28 protein-coding genes and 1 pseudogene are annotated in these 20,608 nt (G+C 47.8%); 28 read left to right on the top strand and 1 reads right to left on the bottom strand.

Going from position 1 to position 20,608, the window contains the following annotated elements; translation table 11 throughout:
- Positions 1-6: 6 nt before the first annotated feature.
- The 13 genes from ACYP03_RS20765 to ACYP03_RS20705 all read left to right on the top strand — a co-directional run bounded on the left by ACYP03_RS20765 (position 7) and on the right by ACYP03_RS20705 (position 7,673).
- Positions 7-201 (top strand): hypothetical protein, encoded by a 195-nt coding sequence (locus ACYP03_RS20765; RefSeq protein WP_303564084.1) that lies wholly within the window; start codon positions 7-9, stop codon positions 199-201.
- A gap of 76 nt (positions 202-277) precedes the next feature.
- Positions 278-1,123, top strand: coding sequence for a conserved phage C-terminal domain-containing protein (locus ACYP03_RS20760; RefSeq protein WP_459781971.1), 846 nt, complete (start codon positions 278-280; stop codon positions 1,121-1,123).
- Between the two features lie 15 nt (positions 1,124-1,138).
- Positions 1,139-1,792 (top strand): replication protein P, encoded by a 654-nt coding sequence (locus ACYP03_RS20755; RefSeq protein WP_459781970.1) that lies wholly within the window; start codon positions 1,139-1,141, stop codon positions 1,790-1,792.
- Between the two features lie 5 nt (positions 1,793-1,797).
- Positions 1,798-2,145: a hypothetical protein gene (locus tag ACYP03_RS20750; protein WP_459781969.1), complete on the top strand. Its 348-nt coding sequence runs from the start codon at positions 1,798-1,800 to the stop codon at positions 2,143-2,145.
- Positions 2,142-2,372, top strand: coding sequence for a hypothetical protein (locus ACYP03_RS20745; protein ID WP_459781968.1), 231 nt, complete (start codon positions 2,142-2,144; stop codon positions 2,370-2,372). The genes ACYP03_RS20750 and ACYP03_RS20745 overlap by 4 nt, the downstream gene beginning before the upstream one ends.
- Positions 2,369-2,848, top strand: a complete 480-nt coding sequence (locus tag ACYP03_RS20740) for a NinB/YbcN family protein (RefSeq protein WP_459781967.1) — start codon at positions 2,369-2,371, stop codon at positions 2,846-2,848. Before ACYP03_RS20745 ends, ACYP03_RS20740 begins: the two co-directional genes overlap by 4 nt.
- Complete coding sequence (locus ACYP03_RS20735) at positions 2,845-3,135, top strand: Ref family recombination enhancement nuclease (RefSeq protein ID WP_303564092.1); 291 nt, start codon at positions 2,845-2,847, stop codon at positions 3,133-3,135. The genes ACYP03_RS20740 and ACYP03_RS20735 overlap by 4 nt, the downstream gene beginning before the upstream one ends.
- A gap of 8 nt (positions 3,136-3,143) precedes the next feature.
- On the top strand, positions 3,144-3,734 hold the full coding sequence (locus tag ACYP03_RS20730; protein ID WP_459781966.1) for a hypothetical protein: 591 nt from the start codon (positions 3,144-3,146) through the stop codon (positions 3,732-3,734).
- A gap of 332 nt (positions 3,735-4,066) precedes the next feature.
- On the top strand, positions 4,067-4,468 hold the full coding sequence (locus tag ACYP03_RS20725; RefSeq protein ID WP_459781965.1) for an H-NS family histone-like protein: 402 nt from the start codon (positions 4,067-4,069) through the stop codon (positions 4,466-4,468).
- A gap of 352 nt (positions 4,469-4,820) precedes the next feature.
- Positions 4,821-5,369 carry a GNAT family N-acetyltransferase gene (locus ACYP03_RS20720; RefSeq protein WP_459781964.1) on the top strand — a complete coding sequence of 183 codons (549 nt, stop codon included), beginning with the start codon at positions 4,821-4,823 and terminating at the stop codon, positions 5,367-5,369.
- A gap of 218 nt (positions 5,370-5,587) precedes the next feature.
- Complete coding sequence (locus ACYP03_RS20715; protein ID WP_459781963.1) at positions 5,588-6,358, top strand: alpha/beta fold hydrolase; 771 nt, start codon at positions 5,588-5,590, stop codon at positions 6,356-6,358.
- 509 nt (positions 6,359-6,867) lie between these two features.
- Complete coding sequence (locus ACYP03_RS20710) at positions 6,868-7,332, top strand: hypothetical protein (protein WP_459781962.1); 465 nt, start codon at positions 6,868-6,870, stop codon at positions 7,330-7,332.
- A gap of 11 nt (positions 7,333-7,343) precedes the next feature.
- Positions 7,344-7,673 (top strand): hypothetical protein, encoded by a 330-nt coding sequence (locus ACYP03_RS20705; RefSeq protein WP_459781961.1) that lies wholly within the window; start codon positions 7,344-7,346, stop codon positions 7,671-7,673.
- Between the two features lie 68 nt (positions 7,674-7,741).
- Here ACYP03_RS20705 and ACYP03_RS20700 read toward each other — a convergent pair whose 3' ends face one another.
- A complete protein-coding gene (locus ACYP03_RS20700) occupies positions 7,742-7,867 on the bottom strand; it encodes an SOS response-associated peptidase family protein (protein ID WP_459781960.1) in 126 nt (41 codons plus the stop codon).
- Between the two features lie 1,054 nt (positions 7,868-8,921).
- Between ACYP03_RS20700 and ACYP03_RS20695 the strand changes: the two genes are divergently transcribed.
- From ACYP03_RS20695 to ACYP03_RS20625, 15 genes and pseudogenes are all read left to right on the top strand, one after another.
- Positions 8,922-9,209: a sll1863 family stress response protein gene (locus ACYP03_RS20695; protein ID WP_459781959.1), complete on the top strand. Its 288-nt coding sequence runs from the start codon at positions 8,922-8,924 to the stop codon at positions 9,207-9,209.
- 468 nt (positions 9,210-9,677) lie between these two features.
- Positions 9,678-9,995, top strand: coding sequence for a phage holin, lambda family (locus ACYP03_RS20690; RefSeq protein ID WP_459781958.1), 318 nt, complete (start codon positions 9,678-9,680; stop codon positions 9,993-9,995).
- 22 nt (positions 9,996-10,017) lie between these two features.
- Positions 10,018-10,434: a M15 family metallopeptidase gene (locus tag ACYP03_RS20685; RefSeq protein ID WP_303564116.1), complete on the top strand. Its 417-nt coding sequence runs from the start codon at positions 10,018-10,020 to the stop codon at positions 10,432-10,434.
- Positions 10,435-10,499: 65 nt separating this feature from the next.
- Positions 10,500-10,766, top strand: a complete 267-nt coding sequence (locus ACYP03_RS20680) for a hypothetical protein (RefSeq protein WP_459781957.1) — start codon at positions 10,500-10,502, stop codon at positions 10,764-10,766.
- Positions 10,767-11,427: 661 nt separating this feature from the next.
- Positions 11,428-12,162, top strand: a complete 735-nt coding sequence (locus ACYP03_RS20675) for a Rha family transcriptional regulator (protein ID WP_459781956.1) — start codon at positions 11,428-11,430, stop codon at positions 12,160-12,162.
- 340 nt (positions 12,163-12,502) lie between these two features.
- Positions 12,503-13,096 (top strand): hypothetical protein, encoded by a 594-nt coding sequence (locus tag ACYP03_RS20670; protein WP_459781955.1) that lies wholly within the window; start codon positions 12,503-12,505, stop codon positions 13,094-13,096.
- Positions 13,065-14,951, top strand: a complete 1,887-nt coding sequence (locus ACYP03_RS20665; RefSeq protein ID WP_459781954.1) for a phage terminase large subunit family protein — start codon at positions 13,065-13,067, stop codon at positions 14,949-14,951. The genes ACYP03_RS20670 and ACYP03_RS20665 overlap by 32 nt, the downstream gene beginning before the upstream one ends.
- On the top strand, positions 14,948-15,160 hold the full coding sequence (gene gpW / locus ACYP03_RS20660) for a gpW family head-tail joining protein (protein ID WP_459781953.1): 213 nt from the start codon (positions 14,948-14,950) through the stop codon (positions 15,158-15,160). Before ACYP03_RS20665 ends, gpW begins: the two co-directional genes overlap by 4 nt.
- Entirely contained in the window at positions 15,160-16,713 is a 1,554-nt protein-coding gene (locus ACYP03_RS20655) for a phage portal protein (protein ID WP_459781952.1), read from the top strand. The genes gpW and ACYP03_RS20655 overlap by 1 nt, the downstream gene beginning before the upstream one ends.
- Positions 16,706-18,022, top strand: coding sequence for a S49 family peptidase (locus ACYP03_RS20650; protein ID WP_459781951.1), 1,317 nt, complete (start codon positions 16,706-16,708; stop codon positions 18,020-18,022). Before ACYP03_RS20655 ends, ACYP03_RS20650 begins: the two co-directional genes overlap by 8 nt.
- Positions 18,023-18,031: 9 nt before the next feature.
- On the top strand, positions 18,032-18,376 hold the full coding sequence (locus tag ACYP03_RS20645) for a head decoration protein (protein ID WP_459781950.1): 345 nt from the start codon (positions 18,032-18,034) through the stop codon (positions 18,374-18,376).
- A gap of 39 nt (positions 18,377-18,415) precedes the next feature.
- Complete coding sequence (locus tag ACYP03_RS20640; protein ID WP_459781949.1) at positions 18,416-19,450, top strand: major capsid protein; 1,035 nt, start codon at positions 18,416-18,418, stop codon at positions 19,448-19,450.
- 112 nt (positions 19,451-19,562) lie between these two features.
- On the top strand, positions 19,563-19,997 hold the full coding sequence (locus ACYP03_RS20635; protein WP_459781948.1) for a hypothetical protein: 435 nt from the start codon (positions 19,563-19,565) through the stop codon (positions 19,995-19,997).
- Between the two features lie 59 nt (positions 19,998-20,056).
- Positions 20,057-20,422, top strand: coding sequence for a hypothetical protein (locus tag ACYP03_RS20630; protein ID WP_459781947.1), 366 nt, complete (start codon positions 20,057-20,059; stop codon positions 20,420-20,422).
- Positions 20,388-20,608, top strand: a pseudogene (locus ACYP03_RS20625) (phage tail protein); the annotation flags it as partial. The gene ACYP03_RS20630 and the pseudogene ACYP03_RS20625, both read left to right, overlap by 35 nt.

Below are 20,608 nucleotides of genomic sequence, written 5' to 3'. Positions count from 1 at the left end.
TATCTAATGGGTCAGTTGTTACGTGAAGTATCACCCGATGATGCCTCTGAACTCGTTGATTTTCTGGAAATCTACCAAGCGGCCGCTGAACAGATCAGCGGCCAGAATCCAGAGAGCAAAGTTGCTATGTCAGTCCCTAATTTCTCTAAAACTCTGACTGACAGTGCTTATCCACGACTTGGAGGTATTACATGCCGTTAAGCAGTTCCTTGGCATGTTCGGCGGCAGCGAAAGCTGCTGCCATCGCCTACCAATGTCAGTTTGAAAGGGGATACCTGTGAGCATTGTTCGCGCAAAACGTAGCAAGAATTTCAGCGTGATTAGCAATGCTGTGTTCTCTGATGGGGTTCTGTCGTTTCAAGCGATGGGGCTGCTTGCCTATCTGCTGTCTAAACCGGACAACTGGAAAATCAGCCCGGCACAGCTTGCAGAAGTCACCAGTGGAACTGCAAAGAAAACAGGCAAAGAGGGTGTTTATAACATTCTGAAAGAATTGAAAAATGCTGGATACATTGAAACGAAGAAACACGCATCAGGCAAGATGGATTACCTGGTGTACGACGAGCCTCAATCACAAAAGCCACATACGGCTAAGCCAGATCAGGCTAAACCGAAACAGGGTAAACCAATTACGGCTAACCCAAATCAGGGTAAGCCTAATCAGGCTGAGCCGCCCCTAATAAATACTGATCTTAAACAAGAACTGAGAAATAGATCTTCTGTCGAGTTCGAATCGAACCCGACGGTATCCGAGCAGGCAAACGAACATCGCCCTGAAGTGACTCAAATTATCGAGAGCCTGAACTCTGTGACCGGTTCACGGTTTCAGGCCAAAGGTTCCAACGCCAAGCTGATTAACGCCCGTTTGGCTGAGGGCCACTCAGTGAGTGACCTGATGGCAGTGATTCATCACAAAGCCCAGGAATGGGGACGGGATGCCAAGATGTGCCAATACCTGCGGCCAGCAACGCTATTCCAGGCAGCAAAGTTTCCCGGCTACTTGCAACAGGCCCAGTCCGTCGCCAGCGGGCATGCGGTTCAGCGAAGCGGCGGCTTTGTGCCAGATAACAACTCGACAGACTGGATCAACGGATTGCATGACGATCCGCTGTACCAGCACTAAACCGAGGTAACGACCATGAAACAAGTAAGCGCAACGGTGACACAGTTGCCGATCGGCCAGACCAAGCCGATGAGCCAGCAAAGTGAATCTGACCAGTTCGCAGCGCGGGTGATCAACCGGATTTTCGAGGAGCTGCAAGCCATTTTCACCGCTTGGCGTTCTGCCATGCCAAACGATAAGGCTGTCGCACTGGCAAAGCGTAACTACGTGAAAGCCATGATGGCAAAAGACGTTTCAACGCCTGAAATGGTGAGTCGTGGGTTAGCCAAAGCACGTGAGTGTGAGAATGATTTCTTTCCTTCGCCCGGCAAGTTCGTGGCGTGGTGTTTAGACGATGGCGAATGGCGAGAAGCATTCAGCCGGTTGGCCCGCCACCAGAAGCCACTGAATACGTTAGAGCGCCTGGTTCGAAATGAAGTCGGCTATGAAATGCGGTTTTTGAATGCTGAGAAGGCTGAAACCCGGTTTCGAATCGCATTTGAAAAATGGAAGGCCAAAGAACGCCGGGGAGAGCTGCCTGAAGAGTTGATTGCTCTACCTGCAAGGAGTTCTGTTTCAGTCACGGACAAAGCAAGGAACGCACACGGCATTGCGGATCCGCAAAAAATGCCGGGAAGGTTTTCGCGATTAATCGCACAACGAGTAGCAACCAAACAAACACGAGGATAACGACCATGGAACAAGTAACGACCAAACCAGTATCAAGAGAAACATTGACTCGAGTATCGTTTGAGTTACGGGGTAACGCTGTAAAGGCAATGATACGTTGTATTGCTTCACGCCAGCCAGGGCAAAACCGAACAAAGCGATACATTCAGGCTAGTAAGCTGATTGCTAAAGCGCTGAATGTTGATGTTGATTTCATCAACAGTTGGGAGGTGATGGGCGTACCAGACCACTTGTTACAGCAAGTGCTTCAGTTTTGCCGGAAAGAAGGTATCCAGCTTTGGCGCCATAGCTTCCGCCCGAACTCTGAAATTGTCACATGCTGGGCAATGGCCGAGCTAAGGGATGCTGCATGATTCGTCCAATTCGAATTCTGAATGCAGACGGTGAAGCCGAGCTTGCCGCTGCTGTTTCGGCAGTAACAGCATACGGTGCACGCACGAAAGTTACTGTGTTCAAAGTGAAATCTCAAGGGAAGCATTACCAGGTTGAATGTCGCGGCAAGAAACAGGTTGTTGTCGAAATAATCAAAGCCGCACGTCCTTTCAAGCTTGTTGGTACACAACACGGGGAGGCTGCATGACAGAGTTTGTGGCAGCCAACCACAACGCAGACGACACCCTGAGAAGGGTGTCTGAAGCAGTCTTCAGCATTGTTCAGTCTGGCGGTGAAGCAAAGGTAAATATCACCCGGCGCAGTAACGGCACGTTGCCGCTATTGCGTCACTGGTACGCATTGATGGGCGAGATTGCTGATATCTACCGTATGAACGGGGCTGAAATGAAGTTTGAAGCAGCAAACGGCAAGGTGTTTTCCCGTCCTTTCAATAAAGACGATGCACACGAGCTATTCACGTATTACCTGATGCCGATCGACCCGCAATCAGGTAAACGCAAATCGTGGAGCCGCGATGGCCGGGACGGCATGACACCGGCATCCACAGGGGAGCGATGTCAGGCCCTGGAAAAACTCTACGCTTATGCATTCGAGCGAGGCTGGAAACTAAGCCGCTTCGCTGACTCCGAATACGAGCAGCTGCAGCAAAGGCAAGTGGCATGACAAAGGACGACAAAATGCACCTTAACAGCGTTCAGGCGCTGGGATGTATCGCTTGTCATTCTCTGGGGTACATCGATACCCCAGCTGAAATACACCACGTAAGAACCGGGCAGGGCATGGCACAACGAGCATCACACAAGAAAGTCTTGCCACTCTGCCCGCATCATCATCGCACCGGTGGTTATGGCGAAGCATTCCATGCTGGCCAGGCAATCTGGGAAAAACGTTTTGGCACTGAGACCGAGCTGCTTGCTCTGGTCGAAGAATGGCTACAAGAAGCCGCGTAGGGGGAAGTATGCGCATCGAAAAAATTCTGAATAAATTCACTATTAAAGGCATCGATTATTCCCCAAGAACAGGCGGAAAGGCGGCAATGACAATCGAAGAGCAGATCGGCGCTGTTGGCCTGTGCTGGAAAGTATCGCCCGCTGGCTGGCTGCTTCTGTTCGTCGAAGTACTGAATGATGAAGTCGCAAAACGACAGCTGATTCAAGTCATGCTGGGTGAAGCAAACCGTATGATGCAGAACTGGCGCGGCACCTATCCGGATAAGGCGTTGCTGGCATTGGCAAACACGGCAATTGCCGAATCTTCACAGCTTTTCGGGGCTATCTGTCCAGAGTGCAATGGCAGCGGGAAAACAACCAACAAGCACCGTATGACGCGGAATTGCCCTGCTTGCAAAGATGGCCGTGTTGCCTGGACCAACGAAACCCGATTTGCACACTTCGCCCAGGTAATGCCAGTACCGTACAGTCGGTTTAACCGTTACAAGCCGATTCTTGAAGAGTTGGTGGGCTGGTTGAGCGATGGACGCTCAGCCGCACTTTTATCAATGCAGGCGCAAGTCGAGCTGGACAAAAGGGAAGCGAGGAAGGTGGCTTGATGTCAAAGAAGGCTTAGTGGGACTAAGCCTTATCTGTATTAGTTTGAACAAAATCTGTCGGTATCGTTTCCTCGATGTGACAAGATCTGACAGGTTACCCTAACTCGGATCTGCCCCAACAAGACGTGTTTAGCGGGAACTTTATTGTGATAACACTGATTAATGAGTTCTTACTACGTTTTAACTCTATCAACAAATGGTGTAACGTTTCTTCTTCCCTCACACCAATGCCACAAAACGTTACAAGTGTAATTGTAATAGTGAATAGTCCAACGCCCTAATTTAGTGTAAAGTACCCGCTTTATTTACTATCAAAATTAGAATTTATAATTATGAACGACGTTTTTAAGACACTATTAAACCTGCGTTCTTTGCGCGCAGTTGCACGAGAAGAATTTACGCTAGAGCAACTTCAAGAATCTCTTGAGAAACTGCAGACAGTGGTTGCTGAGCGTGAAGAAGCTGAAGCAGTATCTCGCCAGGCAGAGAAAGAAAAAGAAGAAAAACTAAAGTCATACCGCGACATGCTGATTGCAGATGGTATCAGCCCAGAAGAGTTGCTAGCAACTCTGGCTAACTCACCTAAAAAATCTAAGCGTTCACCTCGCCCAGCTAAGTATAAATTCACCGTTGATGGTGAAGATCGCACCTGGACGGGCCAAGGACGCATGCCTGCGCCCCTGAAAGAATCTATCGAAAATGAAGGGAAATCACTAGATGATTTTCTGATTTAATCAGTGCAAAGCCCCGATTCTTGGGGCTTTCACTTGAATTCACCCTATGTTTAACAGATAGTTTTCGTTATCACTCAACTGACTTTGTAAGCCTTTTCTGCCCCTTTTTTTCGTTAGTAGTTTTCTCATTCACATTCTGTCAATGTGCTTTTTCCCTACTAAAAGTTATGCAAATTAAGTACATATAAAAATCATGCCTCACTGAACGGTATAACCCCTAACATTGCCACTAACCTATTGATTATACGTTGCAGTGATAAATGAAAGACGGCATTATGTAAGGATTAAAATCGGATATCAGCCGTCTAAGTAGCGTTATGTATCAATAACAAATCAAAAGGTTGGCCTCTAAATGTTAACAACAAAAATTGAAACGGAACGACTAATACTAAGAGCTTTAGTCGAAGATGATGCAAGAGACTTGTTTGGTATATTCTCAGACCATGAAGTCATGAAATATTGGAACTCTAGTCCCTGGGTTTCAATTGATGAGGCTAGATCATTTATAACCAATAGTGCACAGGCAATGAATAGCAATACAGAAATGACTCTAGGTATCTTCCTAAAGAGTACCGGTCAACTTCTGGGTAAGATAATGCTATTTAACTTTGCGAAAGAGTCTAGGCGCGCAGAAATTGGTTTTGGCGTTAGCCGTAATTTTTGGGGTAAAGGTATTGTACTCGAGGCGGGAACTGCACTAATTGAACACGCATTTAAAAACCTGCATTTACGTCGAATCGAAGCTGAGATAGATCCAGACAATATTTCTTCAGGTAAAGCCTTGGAACGGTTAGGTTTTGTAAAAGAAGGCTTTCTAAGGCAGCGGTGGGAAGTTAATGGGATTGTATCAGATTCCTCGATTTACGGGTTACTAGCTAAACCTTTGGAAAGCGCTCTTTGAAATTTATGCTGTGTCTTTGAAAAGGTTCTACATCAAGATTCTGATCTTAAATATACGGACTTTATTGCTGCATGCAGATATAGGCTTCGTGATGAAGAGTAATGAGCAACACATAACAAAGACAGCATCGCCCTGCGGGCTGGACGTGCTAACGCGCGACGCTGTTTTGGGCTTTAGTTTTTTAGGTTAAATTAATAAATATGCAGTTGGTTAATAAAATGGAAAATAGAAACGGTTATATAGGCGTCAATGGCTCAAAGGTTTATTTCGAAGTTTCGGGCAATCCCAATGGGGTGCCATTATTGATGTTACATGGTGGTCTTGGTTCATTAAATGAGCTAAGCAGCATTTACCAATATGTAGCTACTGATTATCAGTTGATAAGTGTCGACTTTCGTGGACATGGAAAATCCTTTTTAGGTGATCGTCCACTTAGTTACATGCAGTACCAAGAAGACATTCAACATGTTCTTAGCTATCTGGGCATTGATAAATATTCAATTTTTGGCTTTAGTGATGGCGGCATTGTGGGCTATCGGCTAGCCGCACAAGAGCCAGAAAGAGTTTCTTGTTTGGTTACACTAGGTTCACAGTGGCGGCTAGAGGCAAATGACCCATCAATAGAATTGTTAAGTGGTTTAACGCCTGATTTTTGGGCTTCAAGATTTGCCGATGATGTTGCTTTTTATGAAGCTTCAAACCCTGAACCGAATTTTCCTAAACTGGTGGATGCTGTAAAAGCAGTTTGGCTTGATACAACAGAATCTGGTTATCCGTATGATCTGGTAGAAAAAATCTGCTGCCCAACATTGATCATGAGGGGCGATAACGACTTCCTATTTTCGTTGGATGAAGCAGTAGCCTTAAAGTTAAAAATTGCAGGTTGTAGCTTTGCCAATGTTCCACTGACAGCTCATTCATCCCATCAAGAATCGCCAGAGTTAGTAGGTGAAATGCTAAAACAGTTTATGTCGCAGCACAAAAACTAACAAACAATTTAAGAGTGATTCACCACGCTTGGCATTTTTTATTTGGGTTAAGTTTAGTGTTTGCGGTGTTCAAATTGAGCTGTGTGTAGCGTGGTTCACACGTTAATTGGGCGTTAACTCATAGAAATTTTAATCTGAAACTAACGAGTTAGAGTTAAGGCTTTAACTCGGAAATGTCCAATTCTGAGTTACGAAACCAGCTTACCGACTGTACGATTTACCCGTGACTTACCTGCAGATGTGTAAGCTCGAGTGTGAGCAACAACACCTTATCTTGATGCCTCTTTTTGAACTGGGCGAATAATGAAATTGGTCTTATTGCCTAATTTTCCGAAGAAAACCGATTGGATCAGTGAAAGGAAACCTTTAAATTTCTGAACAAAATTAGTTGCTCTCGTCAAATTTCCTACTAAGTTTTAGATGTGTTCATATTTTGTTCGAATTGAAATTGTTCGTTTTTTTGAAAGATAGATCGTTACCACATCCAGGACTGACCAAAGGAGCGTGATATGTCCAAAGAACTTGTATTGATGCTTCACCCTATGTTCGGAATACTCGCACTTATCGCTGCAGTATGGGTTTTTGTTGAAACGCTTAATGTCAATGATGCTAATTATGGTCGTATCCGAATTGCGAGTGCATTGGTAGCGATCTTTATGTGGTCGACTTATATCATAGGTGGCTACTGGTATGTTGTTTTCTACGGAGATGATAAAGCAATCATTAAGGCGGGACCTTGGCCTTTCGCGCATTCTTTCTTTATGGAAACGAAAGAACACGTTTTCTTCATGCTATTACTACTCTCAACTTTTCTTCCCATTGCCGTTTTAGATGACATTGTTAAGAAAGCCTCAAGAAGAAAGTTAGTACTATGGACTTCAGCTCTTGTGATTCTCTTGACGCTTGCCATGGAAGGGGCTGGGGCGATTATCAGCATGGGAATTAAAAATGCTTTTCTCGCAACTCAAATATGAGGACTTAGGAAATGCCTGATAACAAAGTAAATCATGATGAGTATGAATCCGTCGGTGCTGGCGTAAGTGCATTTGGAATATCATATGGTATTACTAGCATTTTGAGTGCGCTGTTGGTCATTCTCAAAGAAAGCAGTGAGGCCATCCACAATGTGTTGGTAGTGATTACCGGTCACCATTGGGTGACACACGGATTGTTAGACATAATTATCTTTTTAGTGCTCGGTTTTGTGTTCTATCGAACTTGCGGTAATACACGCTTTTCGGTAAACACTCTCATTATGATAATCGTCGGATCTACTGTCATCAGTGGACTGATAATCGGCGGGTATTTTATGTGAGTATTGATTAGATTGGCTTGATTTAGCCTACAAACATCACAAATCTCTCTATACAGAGAGACCGTCCTTCAGGATGACTGAGCGGTTACTTTTGTTTTTGCACCACCTTCATCAAGCCATTCGTACCAACCGGAGCAGGGCACAATGCAACAATGCGTTTGCATGGCATTGCTCCAGGTGGGATTCTTCAGCATGAAATGAAACAGTCTACCTGTATTGATGAATCCGTTGTTCAGTAAACCTACGGAAATGCCGGTTTAACCGCTATAAGCTGGTTCTGGAAGAGTTAATACGCTGCTTGAACTATGGGAGAACAGCGGCGTTGTTGGCGATAGATGGTCATATTGAGCTAGATTAAAGGGAGATAAAGAAGTTGCATAATAAAAATGGGGCTCAGAATTATCCCATGTGGTGATCAACATTCTGTCTTTAATGTAACTCGGTATTTAGGTTTTGTGACAGTTACATGATGATGAGTGGTGCCATATTCCAGTTTAATTACTTCATAATTATTGTATATTCATTTAAAGCGATTTTAACATCAGGTAATGGATGTTTCAAAAAATCATAATCAAATTGTGTTCCAGCGGTGGAACTGAATGAAAGTACAATAAAAAATGCCACTATGAATAAAATTGATAAGGCTAGTATGAATAAAATTATTTTTGTTCTCATGATTGTCACCTTATGCAATTGTTTTGAGGATGATAGTGGTTTTAATTAACCTTTGAGTGTATCAAGATTAAGAAAGTTTAATTAAGCGTGAATTTGTGTGACTTTCTTTATTTTTCTTTATTTATTTGTTGTGAATTATTTTGGATGTAAGCGAGGGTGACGCATTTGTTAATTTGGGTTGAATAGCCACTAATTTGGTCGGGAGGTAATGGAAAACCTAATCACAATCAGAAAAATAAGACTAGATTGTAACGCATTGTTCTAACTAGTGATTATTTCAAAATTCCAGCTTATAAGTGGGTTTTTGTAACGTATTATTTAACATAATGGTTTTGGTGGCTCACTTTTAGTCAGTGGGTTATATTGTAAAAGTTACGATTTTAAACTAAGGTCTTGTTGGGGTTGAGTAAATGACTCTTAACTATATTGTGAGTTTTTGATTTATAAATCCACCTTTAGCTATTTTTCTTGGATTAATAAATGTTATTTAAAGTTAAATATGAAGGAGGTGAAAAGGTAAAAGTAAGACTGTTAATAATGCAATGTAATTTATAACTTAGAAGGAAAGTTATCATGAGCATGAAAGAGGCATATAAAAAGAAATTGGAAGCACAATTAAAAGAATGGGATGCGGAGATAGACAAATTAAAAGCAAAAGCTGACGAAGCTGAAGCTGATGCACAAATAGAATATTACAAGAAAATTGATGAATTACGAGCCATGCAGGAAACAGCCACTAAAAAACTTAATGAGCTTAAAGAAGCAAGTGATGACGCATGGGAAGAGCTCAAAGCAGGAATCGAGAGTGCTTGGGACACTCTTGGAAACGCTTTAAAATCAGCAAGATCTAAATTCAAGTGATCATACCTTTGACTCATGCCAAAAGTAATCAAGCAATGAGATCACGAATGTAAGCGCAGCTGGGAAACTCAGGCGACAGCAGTCGCTGCCCAGCTGGCTGCAATCTATAAGCCTGGTGTGCGGTATAACAAAATCGGGGTAGGCTTCATTGACCTGCCCAGCGGTAAGCATAAGCAAGAAGAGTTGTTTGATGATTCACCAAGCAACCGGCACTAATGAAGGCATTCAACAAATTGAACCAGAAGTAAAGCTTAATTAGGAATGGAATCATCCCCATAATGATGAGAGCTCGAAATAAGAAGTTGATTAAATTAGTTTAAGAATATTTCACGATAAATATTTTAAGTGATCGTTAATTATTCACTATGTATATATTGATTCTAAACCCTAAATGATGCACACTTCCCATAGTGCAGAACCTCGCCCATTTGGCGGGGTTTTTTTATGCCTGAAATTCACGGAGAAGTGATGCAAGAAAAAGACCCGAACCTTTGGGCGGCATTGCTGACGTGGCTCGCTCACCATTCACCAACAATCTATGGCGCTGTATTAGCCGTGTCTGTGGCTATTGTTCGGGTGATATATGGTCGCGGTTCACGACGGCAGGTTGTTCTTGAAGGGCTGCTGTGTGGCTTATTGAGTCTCACGCTTACCAGTGGCTTGGATTTAATCGGACTGCCAATATCGGCTGCCAGTTTTGTTGGCGGCATGGTTGGTTTCATTGGTACAGAGAAAGTCAGAGAGTTTGCTCTTCGCTGGCTGGGTAAGAAAACAGAGCAGGTCTAATTCAAATCTAATAGGGGGATTCATGTATTTCCTTGGCAAACGAAGCCTTGGCCGTCTCCACCGTTTACACCCTTCACTCGCTGCATGCGTAGCAATCGCCATTACCGAATCTGATGTTGATTTCACGGTTTCGGAAACCGTCCGGACCAAAGAACGACAGCATCAACTCTATTACGGCACACCCAAACGCACCTGGACAATGAACAGCAAGCATCTGGTTCAACAGGATGGTTTTAGCCATGCGGTTGATCTGGTTCCGTTGTTGGGTGGCCAGCCTGCTTGGGATAAATGCCCGATGGTGAAAGAAGCAATGTTCAAAGCAGCTGATCGGGTTGGTGTGAAGTTACGGTGGGGCGGAGACTGGAATCAAAACGGTGATAGCCGGGACGAACACCAGCGGGGCAGCTACGACGGGCCTCATTTCGAGTTGATGAAGTAACCACAGAACTTGCAGCACAATGGGCGGCCTCTGAGCCGCTTTTCTTTTATCTGGAGAAAAGTGGAATGAAACATTTCAAGAAATCCATAGTAGCCATCCTTGCTATGACGGCTTCATTGCCTGTTTTGGCAAGTGAGTCTATTCCCGGGAACGAAGCACCTGCATGGGCGATTGCGACAATTGGTTTTTTCGTCGGCCTCGCAGGTGTTGTGTCTCAGGCGGATGCACAGATGAGTGAAGAGTTTAAACGCAAGTGGCCTTGGTGGTTAAAGCTCACCTGGAACTTACTGGTCGGTAACTATAAGCACTCTCGGAATGTGAATGACGTATGAACACAGCACTGACTGTATTGGCGTTGTTGGTTGAGCAGTTTATCCAAATGAAAAGGCGGGATGATTATGCGGACAAACAAAAGCGGCTTCGCGTTGCAAAGAGTGACCCTGCTGATTACCTCCGCCAGTTTGGCCGGGTGCGGACTACTCAAAGCGCAATGCGTAGCAACACAACCGGTACTGGAGAACACGACGTACAACGAGACGTATCGAGTATTCACAGTCCCTCAGAACGAGATGGCTGAGATAACGACATATATCGAGCAGTTACGGCAGTGTTCGGAGCCGTAATTAACGGTTAATTATTTTGCAGATGGCTTTCGATGAGAGCCATCGACAAAAATGGTTGGTGTTGTAAAAGGTGACCTTTTGGGGCATAAGTTCCCTAGTGTGCAAAATTGCACTTAAATGAGAGCCTCGTTATTAAGCGGGGCTTTTTTGTACTCGGATTTTGAAAAAGCCAGATCCGATTCCTCAAATACTCAATGAAGCTGCTTCCGAAAGGTTGCGGCTTTTTTTATGCCCAAATTTCAACATCAGCCAAAGGCCCGCCTCGTGCGGGCTTTTGCGTTTCTGCGGTCTAGGGTAGCTCCCGAAAAGGGGAGAAACGCCTGCTCCTCCTGGCTGCAAAACAACTCAGGCGACTAGTAAGGCGATAGACATGGAAAATCTAATAAAAGCACCGGTAGCAAATGAATTAACTATGAGCAGTCGTGAGATTGCAGATTTAGTCGAGAGCCGTCATGACAGCGTAAAGCGAACTATCGAAAGATTATCAGAGCGAGGAATTATTTCGATTACACCATTGGTGGAACCGCAGAAAAGGGGCGGTAAACCAGTGACGTCTTACCATGTGAACAAACGGGATTCATACGTTGTTGTTGCACAGTTATCTCCTGAGTTCACAGCTCGGTTAGTTGATCGCTGGCAAGTGCTGGAAGCCAAGAATATTCCGGTTTTGCCCACCAGGACTGAGCTGGCTCTAATGGTCATTGAGGCTGAGAAGGAAAGGGAAGCGGCAAATAAAGAGGTTCACAGACTCCAAGGTGTATGCAACACAATGGCGGCACAATTCGCTTTCGGAATGACAGCGCCGAAGTTCTGCAAGCAGCTCAATGGAGTTAACACTCAGCAAGTGAACAGAAAATTGGTTGAACTCGGAATGCTTCGTAATGAACACGGTGGATTTGTTCCTACTGCATATAGTCGAGACCAATACTTCGCGGAGAAACAGATAGAGAAGAATGGCGGCATTCGCTCAAGTGCTGTTCTTACCTTGAAGGGTGCGAAGTGGCTCTATCGAGCTTACCTAAGCAATAAGCTTCCAATGAAATCAAACTGGGATGGAAAGTGTTCTCATATCATCTTTGAGGATGAAGAAATGAAAGCTGCCTGATGCATGTTATTCGTTATGAGACAGTTGTGTCCCAAATGGGAATAGTGGTTAATTCATATACTTACCGCTCTTTGCAACGCTCAAATAATGTGCCATTTAAACTCTACTCACAGTTATGCATAACAAGGCATCTTTACGAGGGTGTCTGATTATGCAGAGATAGATGTGATGCTTAGCCAAATGACTAAGAGCTAAATGCAACGCACTATCTGTTCTTGCTGAACAATAACGGGTCCTTTCGCGTACCTATGCACCCCACGGGTGCGTAACTCGCAGGAAAGGCCTCGTTGAAAATTTTTTTTGATTTTGAGGGTTTCCGGTTTCCGGTTTTTATCCATGAATGAGCGATCTATTCAATCCCGACAAAAAGTTCACACAGTCGGATATAGGCACGCTCCTTGGTTTGTCAGACAGGCAGGTGCGAAACCTTCAGCAGCAAGGGATCATGCCCGTTGCCAAGGGAAGAAACGGATACGATCCGTTGGCCTGTATTCATGCCTACATCACATATAAATCACAGCAAAAAGTACCTGAAACAAAACCGGAAACCCCGGAAGAAGACCCCGAAGAACGATATGCAAAGCTTGAACGTGAGCTGAAGCTGGAAGAGAAGCGCGAAAACATTGCCATGAAACGGGCAAAGCGTGTCCTTTTTGAAAAATCCTACGCTCCCATTCAGATGATCGTGGACGTCCTTCAACAAGTCGGGTCACGAATGACGTCGCGTATGGATGGCTTGATCCCGAAGATGAAAAGCGCCTGGCCGGATATGCCGCCGGAAGCGGTGGAAGTGTTAGAGGCGGAGATTGCCGCTGCATCAAATGAGTGTGCCGATGTTCAGCCAGACCTCACAGATTACGTTGAAAGCGATCCACTTGGCGGTCCGGAATGGATTGTCGGGGATGCGAAGGACACCGCCGATCAGTGGCAGTGAATGGGCCAACCAGCATTACCGATTAGCGTCGGGTTCTTCACAGGAAGAAGGTGCCTGGGTCACGCTGGCTTTTCAGGTAGCCATCCTCAATATGATGTGCAACCGAAATATTAGGCGATTGGCATTCCAGAAATCGGCCCGTATTGGCTGGTCAAAAATGCTGGTCGCTGCAGTGAGTTGTTTGCTGCACCAGTACAAAACGAACACGGTGATTTACCAGCCCACCGATGATGATGCAAAGAATTTCACCATTGATGAAATTGATGGTGCCTGGGAAGAAATGCCGCTGATGCGGCGGGTATTTCCGTTCCTCTATGCCCGAGACCACAACAACACCACGAAAAAGAAAGTGGGGTTAGGTTGGATACTGGATATTCTTGGCGCAGCGACCCCGAAGAACATGCGGCGGATCACCAAGGCGGCACTGTTTGGGGATGAGGTTGACGGCTGGGACTGGGAGCTGGGTAAAGAAGGCAATCCTATTTCGCTGGCTCGCACCCGGCTTGAAGGGGCCGCGTTCCCGATGGAACGCTGGGGAACGACGCCCACCAATGCCGGTGAATCTCACATCGAAAAATTGATGGCTGAAATGGATCTGACGTTTCGGTTTTATCTGCCGTGCCCTCATTGTGGCCATGAGCAGGTACTGGAGTGGGGAAGCCCGGATACGCCACACGGTTTCAAGTGGGATAACGACCAGCCGTCCATCGAGCTGAAAGCGAAAACCGCGCACTATCGCTGCCTTAAATGTGAGGGAGCGATTTATTACCGGCAGTTGATGAAAATGCAGTTGGCCGGCCGCTGGATAGCAGAAGATTTTACCTGGACGAAAGACGGCATCCATTTCTTTGATAGTGAAGATAAACCGGCGCCTACGCCGGTGAGTGTCGGGATCCACTGCTGGGCGGCGTATAACCCTAAAATGACCGATGGCTGGGTTGGGCTAGTCAGGGAGTTTCTGAAAAAGAAAGATGACCCGTCCAAACTGAAAACCTTCATCAACCTGATACTGGGTGAGCTCTGGCAAGGCGAGTACCGGGACAAGCTGGACTGGGAAGTGCTGAAAGGCCGTCGTGAAATTTGGTGGAAAGGAAACAGGAAAGATAACCCCGTTCCTGAGCGCGCTGTGGTGTTAACGGGCGGAATCGATACCCAGGATGACCGGATTGAAATGTACATCTGGGCCTGGGGAGCTGGTGAAGAGTGCTGGCTGGTCGATCACATCGTCCTACTTGGGGATTTGTCCAGCCAGACACTGAAAGATGCCGCGGGCCGTCAACTCTATAACCGTTATAAAAAACAAAGCGGTGAAGAGATGGATGTGCGGCTGTGGTGCTGGGATGCCATGGGCCATAAAACGGAAGACGTTTACCAGATGAGCCGTGATCACGGCGTGATGTGGGTGATCCCGATTCAGGGTGAAAACCAGTACGGAAAACCTATCCAGAATTTCCCCCGCAAGAAAAACAGCAAACGGGTTTATCTGACCCGTCTGGGTACCGATGGATTGAAAGCCAGGTTGTATGGCCGTTTGGGTTTGTCACCGAAAGGGACAGAGCCGGTACCCGGTTGCGTGCATTTTCCGGTAGATGATGAGATTGCCGGGGATGAGTTTTTCAAACAGCTGTGTTCAGCGACTAAAAAGCTGGAGATCCGCAACGGTCGCAGTGTTTGGCGGTGGATCAAGCAGTTCCACCCGTTTGATGAAGCACTGGATGGCTGGAACTACGCCCACGCGGCGTTGAATATCCTGGTCCAGAAATTTGGCCTGAAGCTGGAAGAGCCCAAAGTGAAAGCCAGTAAAAAACCGGGCCTGAGCATGAAAGAACTGGCCGAGCGCCTGCAAGGTGGATGATGACTTTACAAGAAAGACTGCAAGAAGCGGAAGCGGCCTATCACGCGTTACAGACGGGTCAGATGGTAGCTTCCATCACAAAGGACGGGAGAACGGTTCAGTTCAACCGATCAAATATCCATAGCCTCAAAACCTACATTGATGAGCTGAAGGCTCAACTTGGTATGAGCAACACACGGCGCCGACCACCCGCGGGAGTGAGATTTTAATGAGTAATGTTCTAGTTGCCGCAGACGGCAAAACGCCACTTCGGGAGGCCGTCTTCCGAGGGGGTGGCTCAGGGTTCGGCGGCCAGATGCGTAGCTGGAATGTTCCGTCGCAATCGGTGGATGCGGCGTTATTGCCGGTGATTGAGCAGGCCAATGCCAGAACGGATGATGTGGTACGTAACTCAGGGATTGCCGCTAATGGGGTTCAGCTTCACCAGGACCACATCATTGGTTCTGAATACCGGCTGAGTTACAAGCCGAACTGGCAGCTGCTGGGTTTGAAGCCGGACAAGGGACTGGTGAAAGAGGTCGAGGCCATATTTCGCGATATCGCCGAAGACCCGGCCTGTTTCATTGATGCAGAAGGGAAACGGACGTTCACCATGCTGATGCGTGAGTCTATCGCGACCCATGCCTACAGCGGCGACATTATGGTGAAACCAGAGTGGATTGATCGGGTGCATTCCCCGTTTTCCACCGCTATTCGATTGGTCGCGCCCCGCCGGGTCTGTAATCCTGGCGGGACAATGGATACCAACCAACGCCGGGGCGGCATCGAATTTGACCGCCATGGCGCCCCGATGGCGTACCACGTGGCCGAAGGGGGGGATCAGTTTGGCCGGGGGCAAACCTGGCGCCGCGTTCCCCGCTGGACGGCCAACGGCCGAGCCGGGTTTATCCATGTGTTTGAACCCGTTGAAGGCGGCCAGACACGGGGTATCAACCGCTTCATGTCCAGCCTTGAACAAATCAAGATGCTGGATACGCTGCAAAACACCACGCTGCAGCGCGCCGTGGTGAATGCCATGTACGCGGCCAGCATTGAGTCAGAGCTGGGCAGCGATGAGGCCATGCAGTACCTGTTTGGTGCAGATCCAGAAGGCGCTGTTGAGAAAATGCTCCTGAAATACGGTGATTACTACGCCGCAGCCCCGGTGAAGTTCAACGGTGTGAAACTGCCGCACTTGTTCCCTGGTGACAAAATCAACCTGCACCAGGCAGGTAATGCAGACAACGGCTTTGCGGCTCTGGAAGCGTCGATCCTGCGCTATATCGCCGCAGGTCTGGGGGTGGATTACGCGCAGCTGTCTCGTAACTATAGCCAGATGTCATACAGCACAATCCGCGCGGCTCATAACGATTCCTGGCGCTACTTCATGGGGCGCCGAAAAATTATTGCCAACCGTTTGGCCAGCATGATCTTTGCGCTGATTTTTGAAGAAATGGTGGCGCGCAAGTACATACGTTTACCTGCCAAGGCGCGTTATTCCTTTTATGAGCGTCGCCATGCCTGGACGAAAAGCGACTGGATAGGCGCAGGCCGCCTGGCTATTGATGGTCTCAAAGAGGTCAAAGAGGCGGTGATGCGGATTGAATCCGGCCTTTCCACCTATGAGAAAGAGCTGGCGCAAATGGGGGAGGATTACCAGGAAATCTTCACTCAGCAGGTTGATGAAATGGCCGAACGTAAAGCCGCCGGTTTGCCGCCGCCCAGCTGGGTCAAGGTGCAGGCCATGGCCCCGGATAACCCAAGCGAGAGTCCGAATGAGTAATTTTCAACACTTAATCACCAAGGCGTTTAATCAGCCGTTAGCCATCCAACCCGCCTATGCGCGGGTTTTCTTTTCTGCGCTAAATGCCCGGATGGGGGTGATCAGCAAGTTGGTTGATGTGGATGGCAACGAGCTTGACGCCTCAATGATGCAGCTTGAAGCGTCGTCGTACCGGAAAAATCGGGCATCGGCCACCCGCAGCTATCGCGTGGTCGAAGGCATTGCCGTTGTCCCGGTCAGCGGTTCCCTGGTGCATAAATTAGGTGCGCTGCACCCGTATTCCGGCATGACCGGCTATGACGGCTTGCTGACCAAACTGAACGAAGCGATGGACGATCCGGAAGTGCGGGGTGTCATGCTGGATACCGACTCGCCGGGCGGGATGGTTTCCGGATGTTTTGATCTGGCTGACATCATTGCCCGCTACCGACAGAGTAAACCTATCTGGTCGCTGGGTTACGACATGCACTGCAGTGCGGCGCAAATGATCGCCTCGTCCTGTTCGCGCCGGTTAATCACGCAAACGGGCACGGCGGGCAGTGTCGGGGTCATTATGGCCCATGCCAACATCGAGAAGATGCTGGAGAAACAGGGTACGGAAGTCACCCTGATTTATGCCGGAAAGCACAAGGCTGACGGGAACCCCTATGAAGCACTGCCGAAAGATGTGCGCGAGAAGCTGCAAGGCCAGGTGGATGAAACCCGGCAGCTGTTCGCCAGCAAAGTGGCGGATTACATGGGTAAAGACGTGAACGACATTCTGGCCACTGAAGCGGAATGTTATGAAGGCAAAGCGGCGGTCGATGTCGGATTTGCAGATGAAGTGGTCAACGGCGCCGATGCCGTGGCCATGATGATTGAGCACTTAGATGCTCTGGGTAAAACAACAGTTGATATGGGAGCGTCTATGACCACCAACGCAAACACGAATGCAGTTCCGACGGGACAGCCTGCTGCTGCAACACCGGGTACTGAAACCCAGAATGCAAACACAGAAATCCCTGACATGTCAGCAGCAATGGCAGGCGAGCGCCAGCGCGTGCTGGGTATTTTGGGATTAGAAGAAGCCAAAGGCCGGGAAGCGTTAGCCAACCAGCTGGCAGCGATGCCGTCTATGTCGGTTGAAGAGGCTAAAGGATTACTGGCAGTGGCACCTCCTGCCGTGGCGGAAGAAAACAACTCAGCCCTTGATGCGCTGGCCACTCAGCATGGTGAGGCACTGGATCCGGATGCGAGCACGGACAATGACCTGGGTGATGATGCAAAAGCCGTTGCGTCATTGCTGACTGCATATTTACCACAAAAATAAAGGCACATGATGACTACGACAGAAACCTATACACCGGATGATTTTATCGCTGGAAATCAGCCCTTACAGACAGGCCGTGCTTTTGTTGCTGCCGGGCAGGACTTTCCTCGACTCACTCCGCTGATGCGAAGCGGCACGGACGCCACGCTGTTGGTGAAATGGGATGGCAGTGCCGGGACGGCCGTTGCTATGTCTGCCCGGCCAGTAAGCTCACCAGCTACCGATCAGCTCACCGCTATGTATATCGGTGGCTGCTTTCGCATTAACCATGTGACCTGGCCCGCCGGGGTGGATTCGGATGCCGCCAAACGGGCGGCGTTCTTAGGCACGCCAATCAGTGTAGACGACGAGTAAAGCTCGTCGTTTTTTTTACCCGAAATTCAGAGAATAACTATGGATCATTTTACCCCTCGCCAGTTGTGGCTGGCAGTGACTGAAGCAGGTATCCGCCGGGATAACTTCTTCATGCGGATGTATTTCAACGAGGTCTACACCTTCACCACCGAGAAGGTCGACCTGGACATGGTGCCGAACAAAACCAAAATTGCCGCTTTCTGTTCACCGATGATTGGCGCCCAGGTTGATCGTGCGCAAGGTTTTAAAACTTCGTCGTTTAAACCGGCCTATGTGAAATCAAAGCATGCGGTGAACCCGAACATGACGATCAAGCGTTTGCCTGGTGAAAAATATGCGGAGCTGAAAGGCCCGGCGATGCGTCAACGTGCCCTGGTCATGCAGAATATCAACATGGAAGAGGAAGCGATTCGCGACCGTGAAGAGCTGATGTGTGCCGATATGGTGCTGCGTGGCAAGACGATTGCGGATGGCCCGAACGTTGAAGTGCCGATTGAAATTGATGCCGGACGCCGTCCGGGGAACAACATCACCCTGTCTGGCGCGGCGAAATGGGATGTTCAGGATAAAGCGACCTATGACCCGGTTGCAGACATTGAAGCCTGGGCAAATCAGTCTGACGGTCTGGTTGATCACATCGTGCTGGATAAAAAAGGCTGGGCACTGCTGAACTCGTTCGAGAAGTTCCAGAAGAAGTTGGAAACTCGCCGCGGCTCCACCTCAACCCTGGAAACGGCGCTGAAAGATCTGGGTAAGACAGTCAGCATCAAGGGCATGCTGGGTGATGTGACCATCATCGTGTTGGATGAAGAGTACATCGACCGTGATGGCGTCACCAAAAAAGTCATGCCGGAAAACACTCTGGTTCTGGGGCATACCTCAGCCCGTGGTGTACGTCTGTACGGTGCGATTCAGGATCTGAACGCCCAAAACGAAGGCGTCGATGAGTCAGACCGTTACTACCGTGACTGGATGGAAGGCAATGACCCGGCGGTGCGCTACACCAAAGCGGAATCGGCCCCAGCGATGTTCATGATCGATGTGAACAAATTTGTGGTCGTCACCCTAGCGTGATAGGTGGGGGCGTTAGCCCCTTTTTACGTTTAAAGGTGCGCTGAGAGCACCTTTAAAACTGGTCACACATAGCCGTGCGACCACGGTCGCACGGTCATAAAAGGACAAGAATATGTCACAAAAGGCGGCACTGCAGGCTCACATTGACGGCCTGTGCGAACAGTTAGGGATCAGCGACAAGCCCTACAAAGATGACACCACTATCAAAGATCTAGAAAAGCTGATTGATGAGCTGGAAACCCAGATCCCCGACGATACAGCCGGTGATGGTACTGACGGCGAGGGCACTGATGATACAGACCTAACTGAAATCACCATGGTTGATGAATCAGCGTTACCACCAGGGGCAGTGATTCAGAACGATGTTGAAGGCCCGGAAGTGGTTGTTAACGGAAAAGGCGACTTGCTGATCAAAGCCAAGGTTTCAATCCAGCTACGGTCCCATGGCAAGCCCGTGCTCGTGCTGGCAGGTGAGTCAGCCTATGTGGAAGAGCAGGCTGCAATGGATGCTGTGTCAGAAAAAGTGGCCGTCTTGCTGGCGAAGTAATGCAGCACGACGTTAGAGCAAAGGCGCTTCGGCGCCTTTTTTTATCGTGAGGCAGAGTGATGGCATTTGATTTTGATGCAGTGATGGAAAAGGCCGACAGCCAAATATACGGAACATTGAGTAATGTTGATGTTTTTATAGACAGTATCAAAGTTGGACGTGGCATTTATGATGCCGAAGGGGCGGTTACAGATATACCTGGTGGTGGGAGGATTGAACGAACAGATGCAAAGTTATCGATGAGGGAAATCGATGCAGAAGGGATCAATCGGCGGAGTGTTTTAACCTTGGAAACAAAATCTGGCCATCAACTTGAATACCAAGTCAAAGATAGTTTTCCTCAATATGATGGCGAAATATTTTTTCAACTGTCGAAGGTGAATCGTAGTGATGAACAGTCCACAAAACCTTCTATTCAATATTGACCTGGATGAGCTGGCAGCGATTCAGCAGATAGTCGGTGCCACTGAAAGTCAGGTCAAGGCCGCATATAACCGGGCATTGAGTCGCACGGCACGGACGGTGCGCTCACTGGCGAACAAAAAAATCAGAGATGACCTGCAGGTGAAAAGCCTCAAGGCCATCAGAAAGAGGTTCCAGCAATTTCGGCT

The organism is Photobacterium sp. R1, assembly GCF_054600795.1.
Note: the sequence above shows the minus strand (reverse complement) of the source record. Positions and strands in the feature narration are given on the sequence as shown.

Excerpts from the sequence above, each read along its gene's own strand:
- ACYP03_RS20700 (WP_459781960.1), bottom strand. The coding sequence starts at position 7,867 with ATGCTGAAGAATCCCACCTGGAGCAATGCCATGCAAACGCATTGTTGC.
- ACYP03_RS20665 (WP_459781954.1), top strand. The coding sequence starts at position 13,065 with ATGCGAAGGACACCGCCGATCAGTGGCAGTGAATGGGCCAACCAGCAT.
- ACYP03_RS20640 (WP_459781949.1), top strand. The coding sequence starts at position 18,416 with ATGGATCATTTTACCCCTCGCCAGTTGTGGCTGGCAGTGACTGAAGCA.
- ACYP03_RS20730 (WP_459781966.1), top strand. The coding sequence starts at position 3,144 with ATGCGCATCGAAAAAATTCTGAATAAATTCACTATTAAAGGCATCGAT.
- ACYP03_RS20695 (WP_459781959.1), top strand. The coding sequence starts at position 8,922 with ATGAGCATGAAAGAGGCATATAAAAAGAAATTGGAAGCACAATTAAAA.
- gpW (WP_459781953.1), top strand. The coding sequence starts at position 14,948 with ATGATGACTTTACAAGAAAGACTGCAAGAAGCGGAAGCGGCCTATCAC.
- ACYP03_RS20685 (WP_303564116.1), top strand. The coding sequence starts at position 10,018 with ATGTATTTCCTTGGCAAACGAAGCCTTGGCCGTCTCCACCGTTTACAC.
- ACYP03_RS20655 (WP_459781952.1), top strand. The coding sequence starts at position 15,160 with ATGAGTAATGTTCTAGTTGCCGCAGACGGCAAAACGCCACTTCGGGAG.
- ACYP03_RS20720 (WP_459781964.1), top strand. The coding sequence starts at position 4,821 with ATGTTAACAACAAAAATTGAAACGGAACGACTAATACTAAGAGCTTTA.
- ACYP03_RS20645 (WP_459781950.1), top strand. The coding sequence starts at position 18,032 with ATGACTACGACAGAAACCTATACACCGGATGATTTTATCGCTGGAAAT.
- ACYP03_RS20670 (WP_459781955.1), top strand. The coding sequence starts at position 12,503 with ATGAGCGATCTATTCAATCCCGACAAAAAGTTCACACAGTCGGATATA.
- ACYP03_RS20710 (WP_459781962.1), top strand. The coding sequence starts at position 6,868 with ATGTCCAAAGAACTTGTATTGATGCTTCACCCTATGTTCGGAATACTC.
- ACYP03_RS20755 (WP_459781970.1), top strand. The coding sequence starts at position 1,139 with ATGAAACAAGTAAGCGCAACGGTGACACAGTTGCCGATCGGCCAGACC.
- ACYP03_RS20725 (WP_459781965.1), top strand. The coding sequence starts at position 4,067 with ATGAACGACGTTTTTAAGACACTATTAAACCTGCGTTCTTTGCGCGCA.
- ACYP03_RS20740 (WP_459781967.1), top strand. The coding sequence starts at position 2,369 with ATGACAGAGTTTGTGGCAGCCAACCACAACGCAGACGACACCCTGAGA.
- ACYP03_RS20705 (WP_459781961.1), top strand. The coding sequence starts at position 7,344 with ATGCCTGATAACAAAGTAAATCATGATGAGTATGAATCCGTCGGTGCT.
- ACYP03_RS20745 (WP_459781968.1), top strand. The coding sequence starts at position 2,142 with ATGATTCGTCCAATTCGAATTCTGAATGCAGACGGTGAAGCCGAGCTT.
- ACYP03_RS20675 (WP_459781956.1), top strand. The coding sequence starts at position 11,428 with ATGGAAAATCTAATAAAAGCACCGGTAGCAAATGAATTAACTATGAGC.
- ACYP03_RS20680 (WP_459781957.1), top strand. The coding sequence starts at position 10,500 with ATGAAACATTTCAAGAAATCCATAGTAGCCATCCTTGCTATGACGGCT.
- ACYP03_RS20630 (WP_459781947.1), top strand. The coding sequence starts at position 20,057 with ATGGCATTTGATTTTGATGCAGTGATGGAAAAGGCCGACAGCCAAATA.
- ACYP03_RS20735 (WP_303564092.1), top strand. The coding sequence starts at position 2,845 with ATGACAAAGGACGACAAAATGCACCTTAACAGCGTTCAGGCGCTGGGA.
- ACYP03_RS20750 (WP_459781969.1), top strand. The coding sequence starts at position 1,798 with ATGGAACAAGTAACGACCAAACCAGTATCAAGAGAAACATTGACTCGA.
- ACYP03_RS20650 (WP_459781951.1), top strand. The coding sequence starts at position 16,706 with ATGAGTAATTTTCAACACTTAATCACCAAGGCGTTTAATCAGCCGTTA.
- ACYP03_RS20765 (WP_303564084.1), top strand. The coding sequence starts at position 7 with ATGGGTCAGTTGTTACGTGAAGTATCACCCGATGATGCCTCTGAACTC.
- ACYP03_RS20635 (WP_459781948.1), top strand. The coding sequence starts at position 19,563 with ATGTCACAAAAGGCGGCACTGCAGGCTCACATTGACGGCCTGTGCGAA.
- ACYP03_RS20690 (WP_459781958.1), top strand. The coding sequence starts at position 9,678 with ATGCAAGAAAAAGACCCGAACCTTTGGGCGGCATTGCTGACGTGGCTC.
- ACYP03_RS20715 (WP_459781963.1), top strand. The coding sequence starts at position 5,588 with ATGGAAAATAGAAACGGTTATATAGGCGTCAATGGCTCAAAGGTTTAT.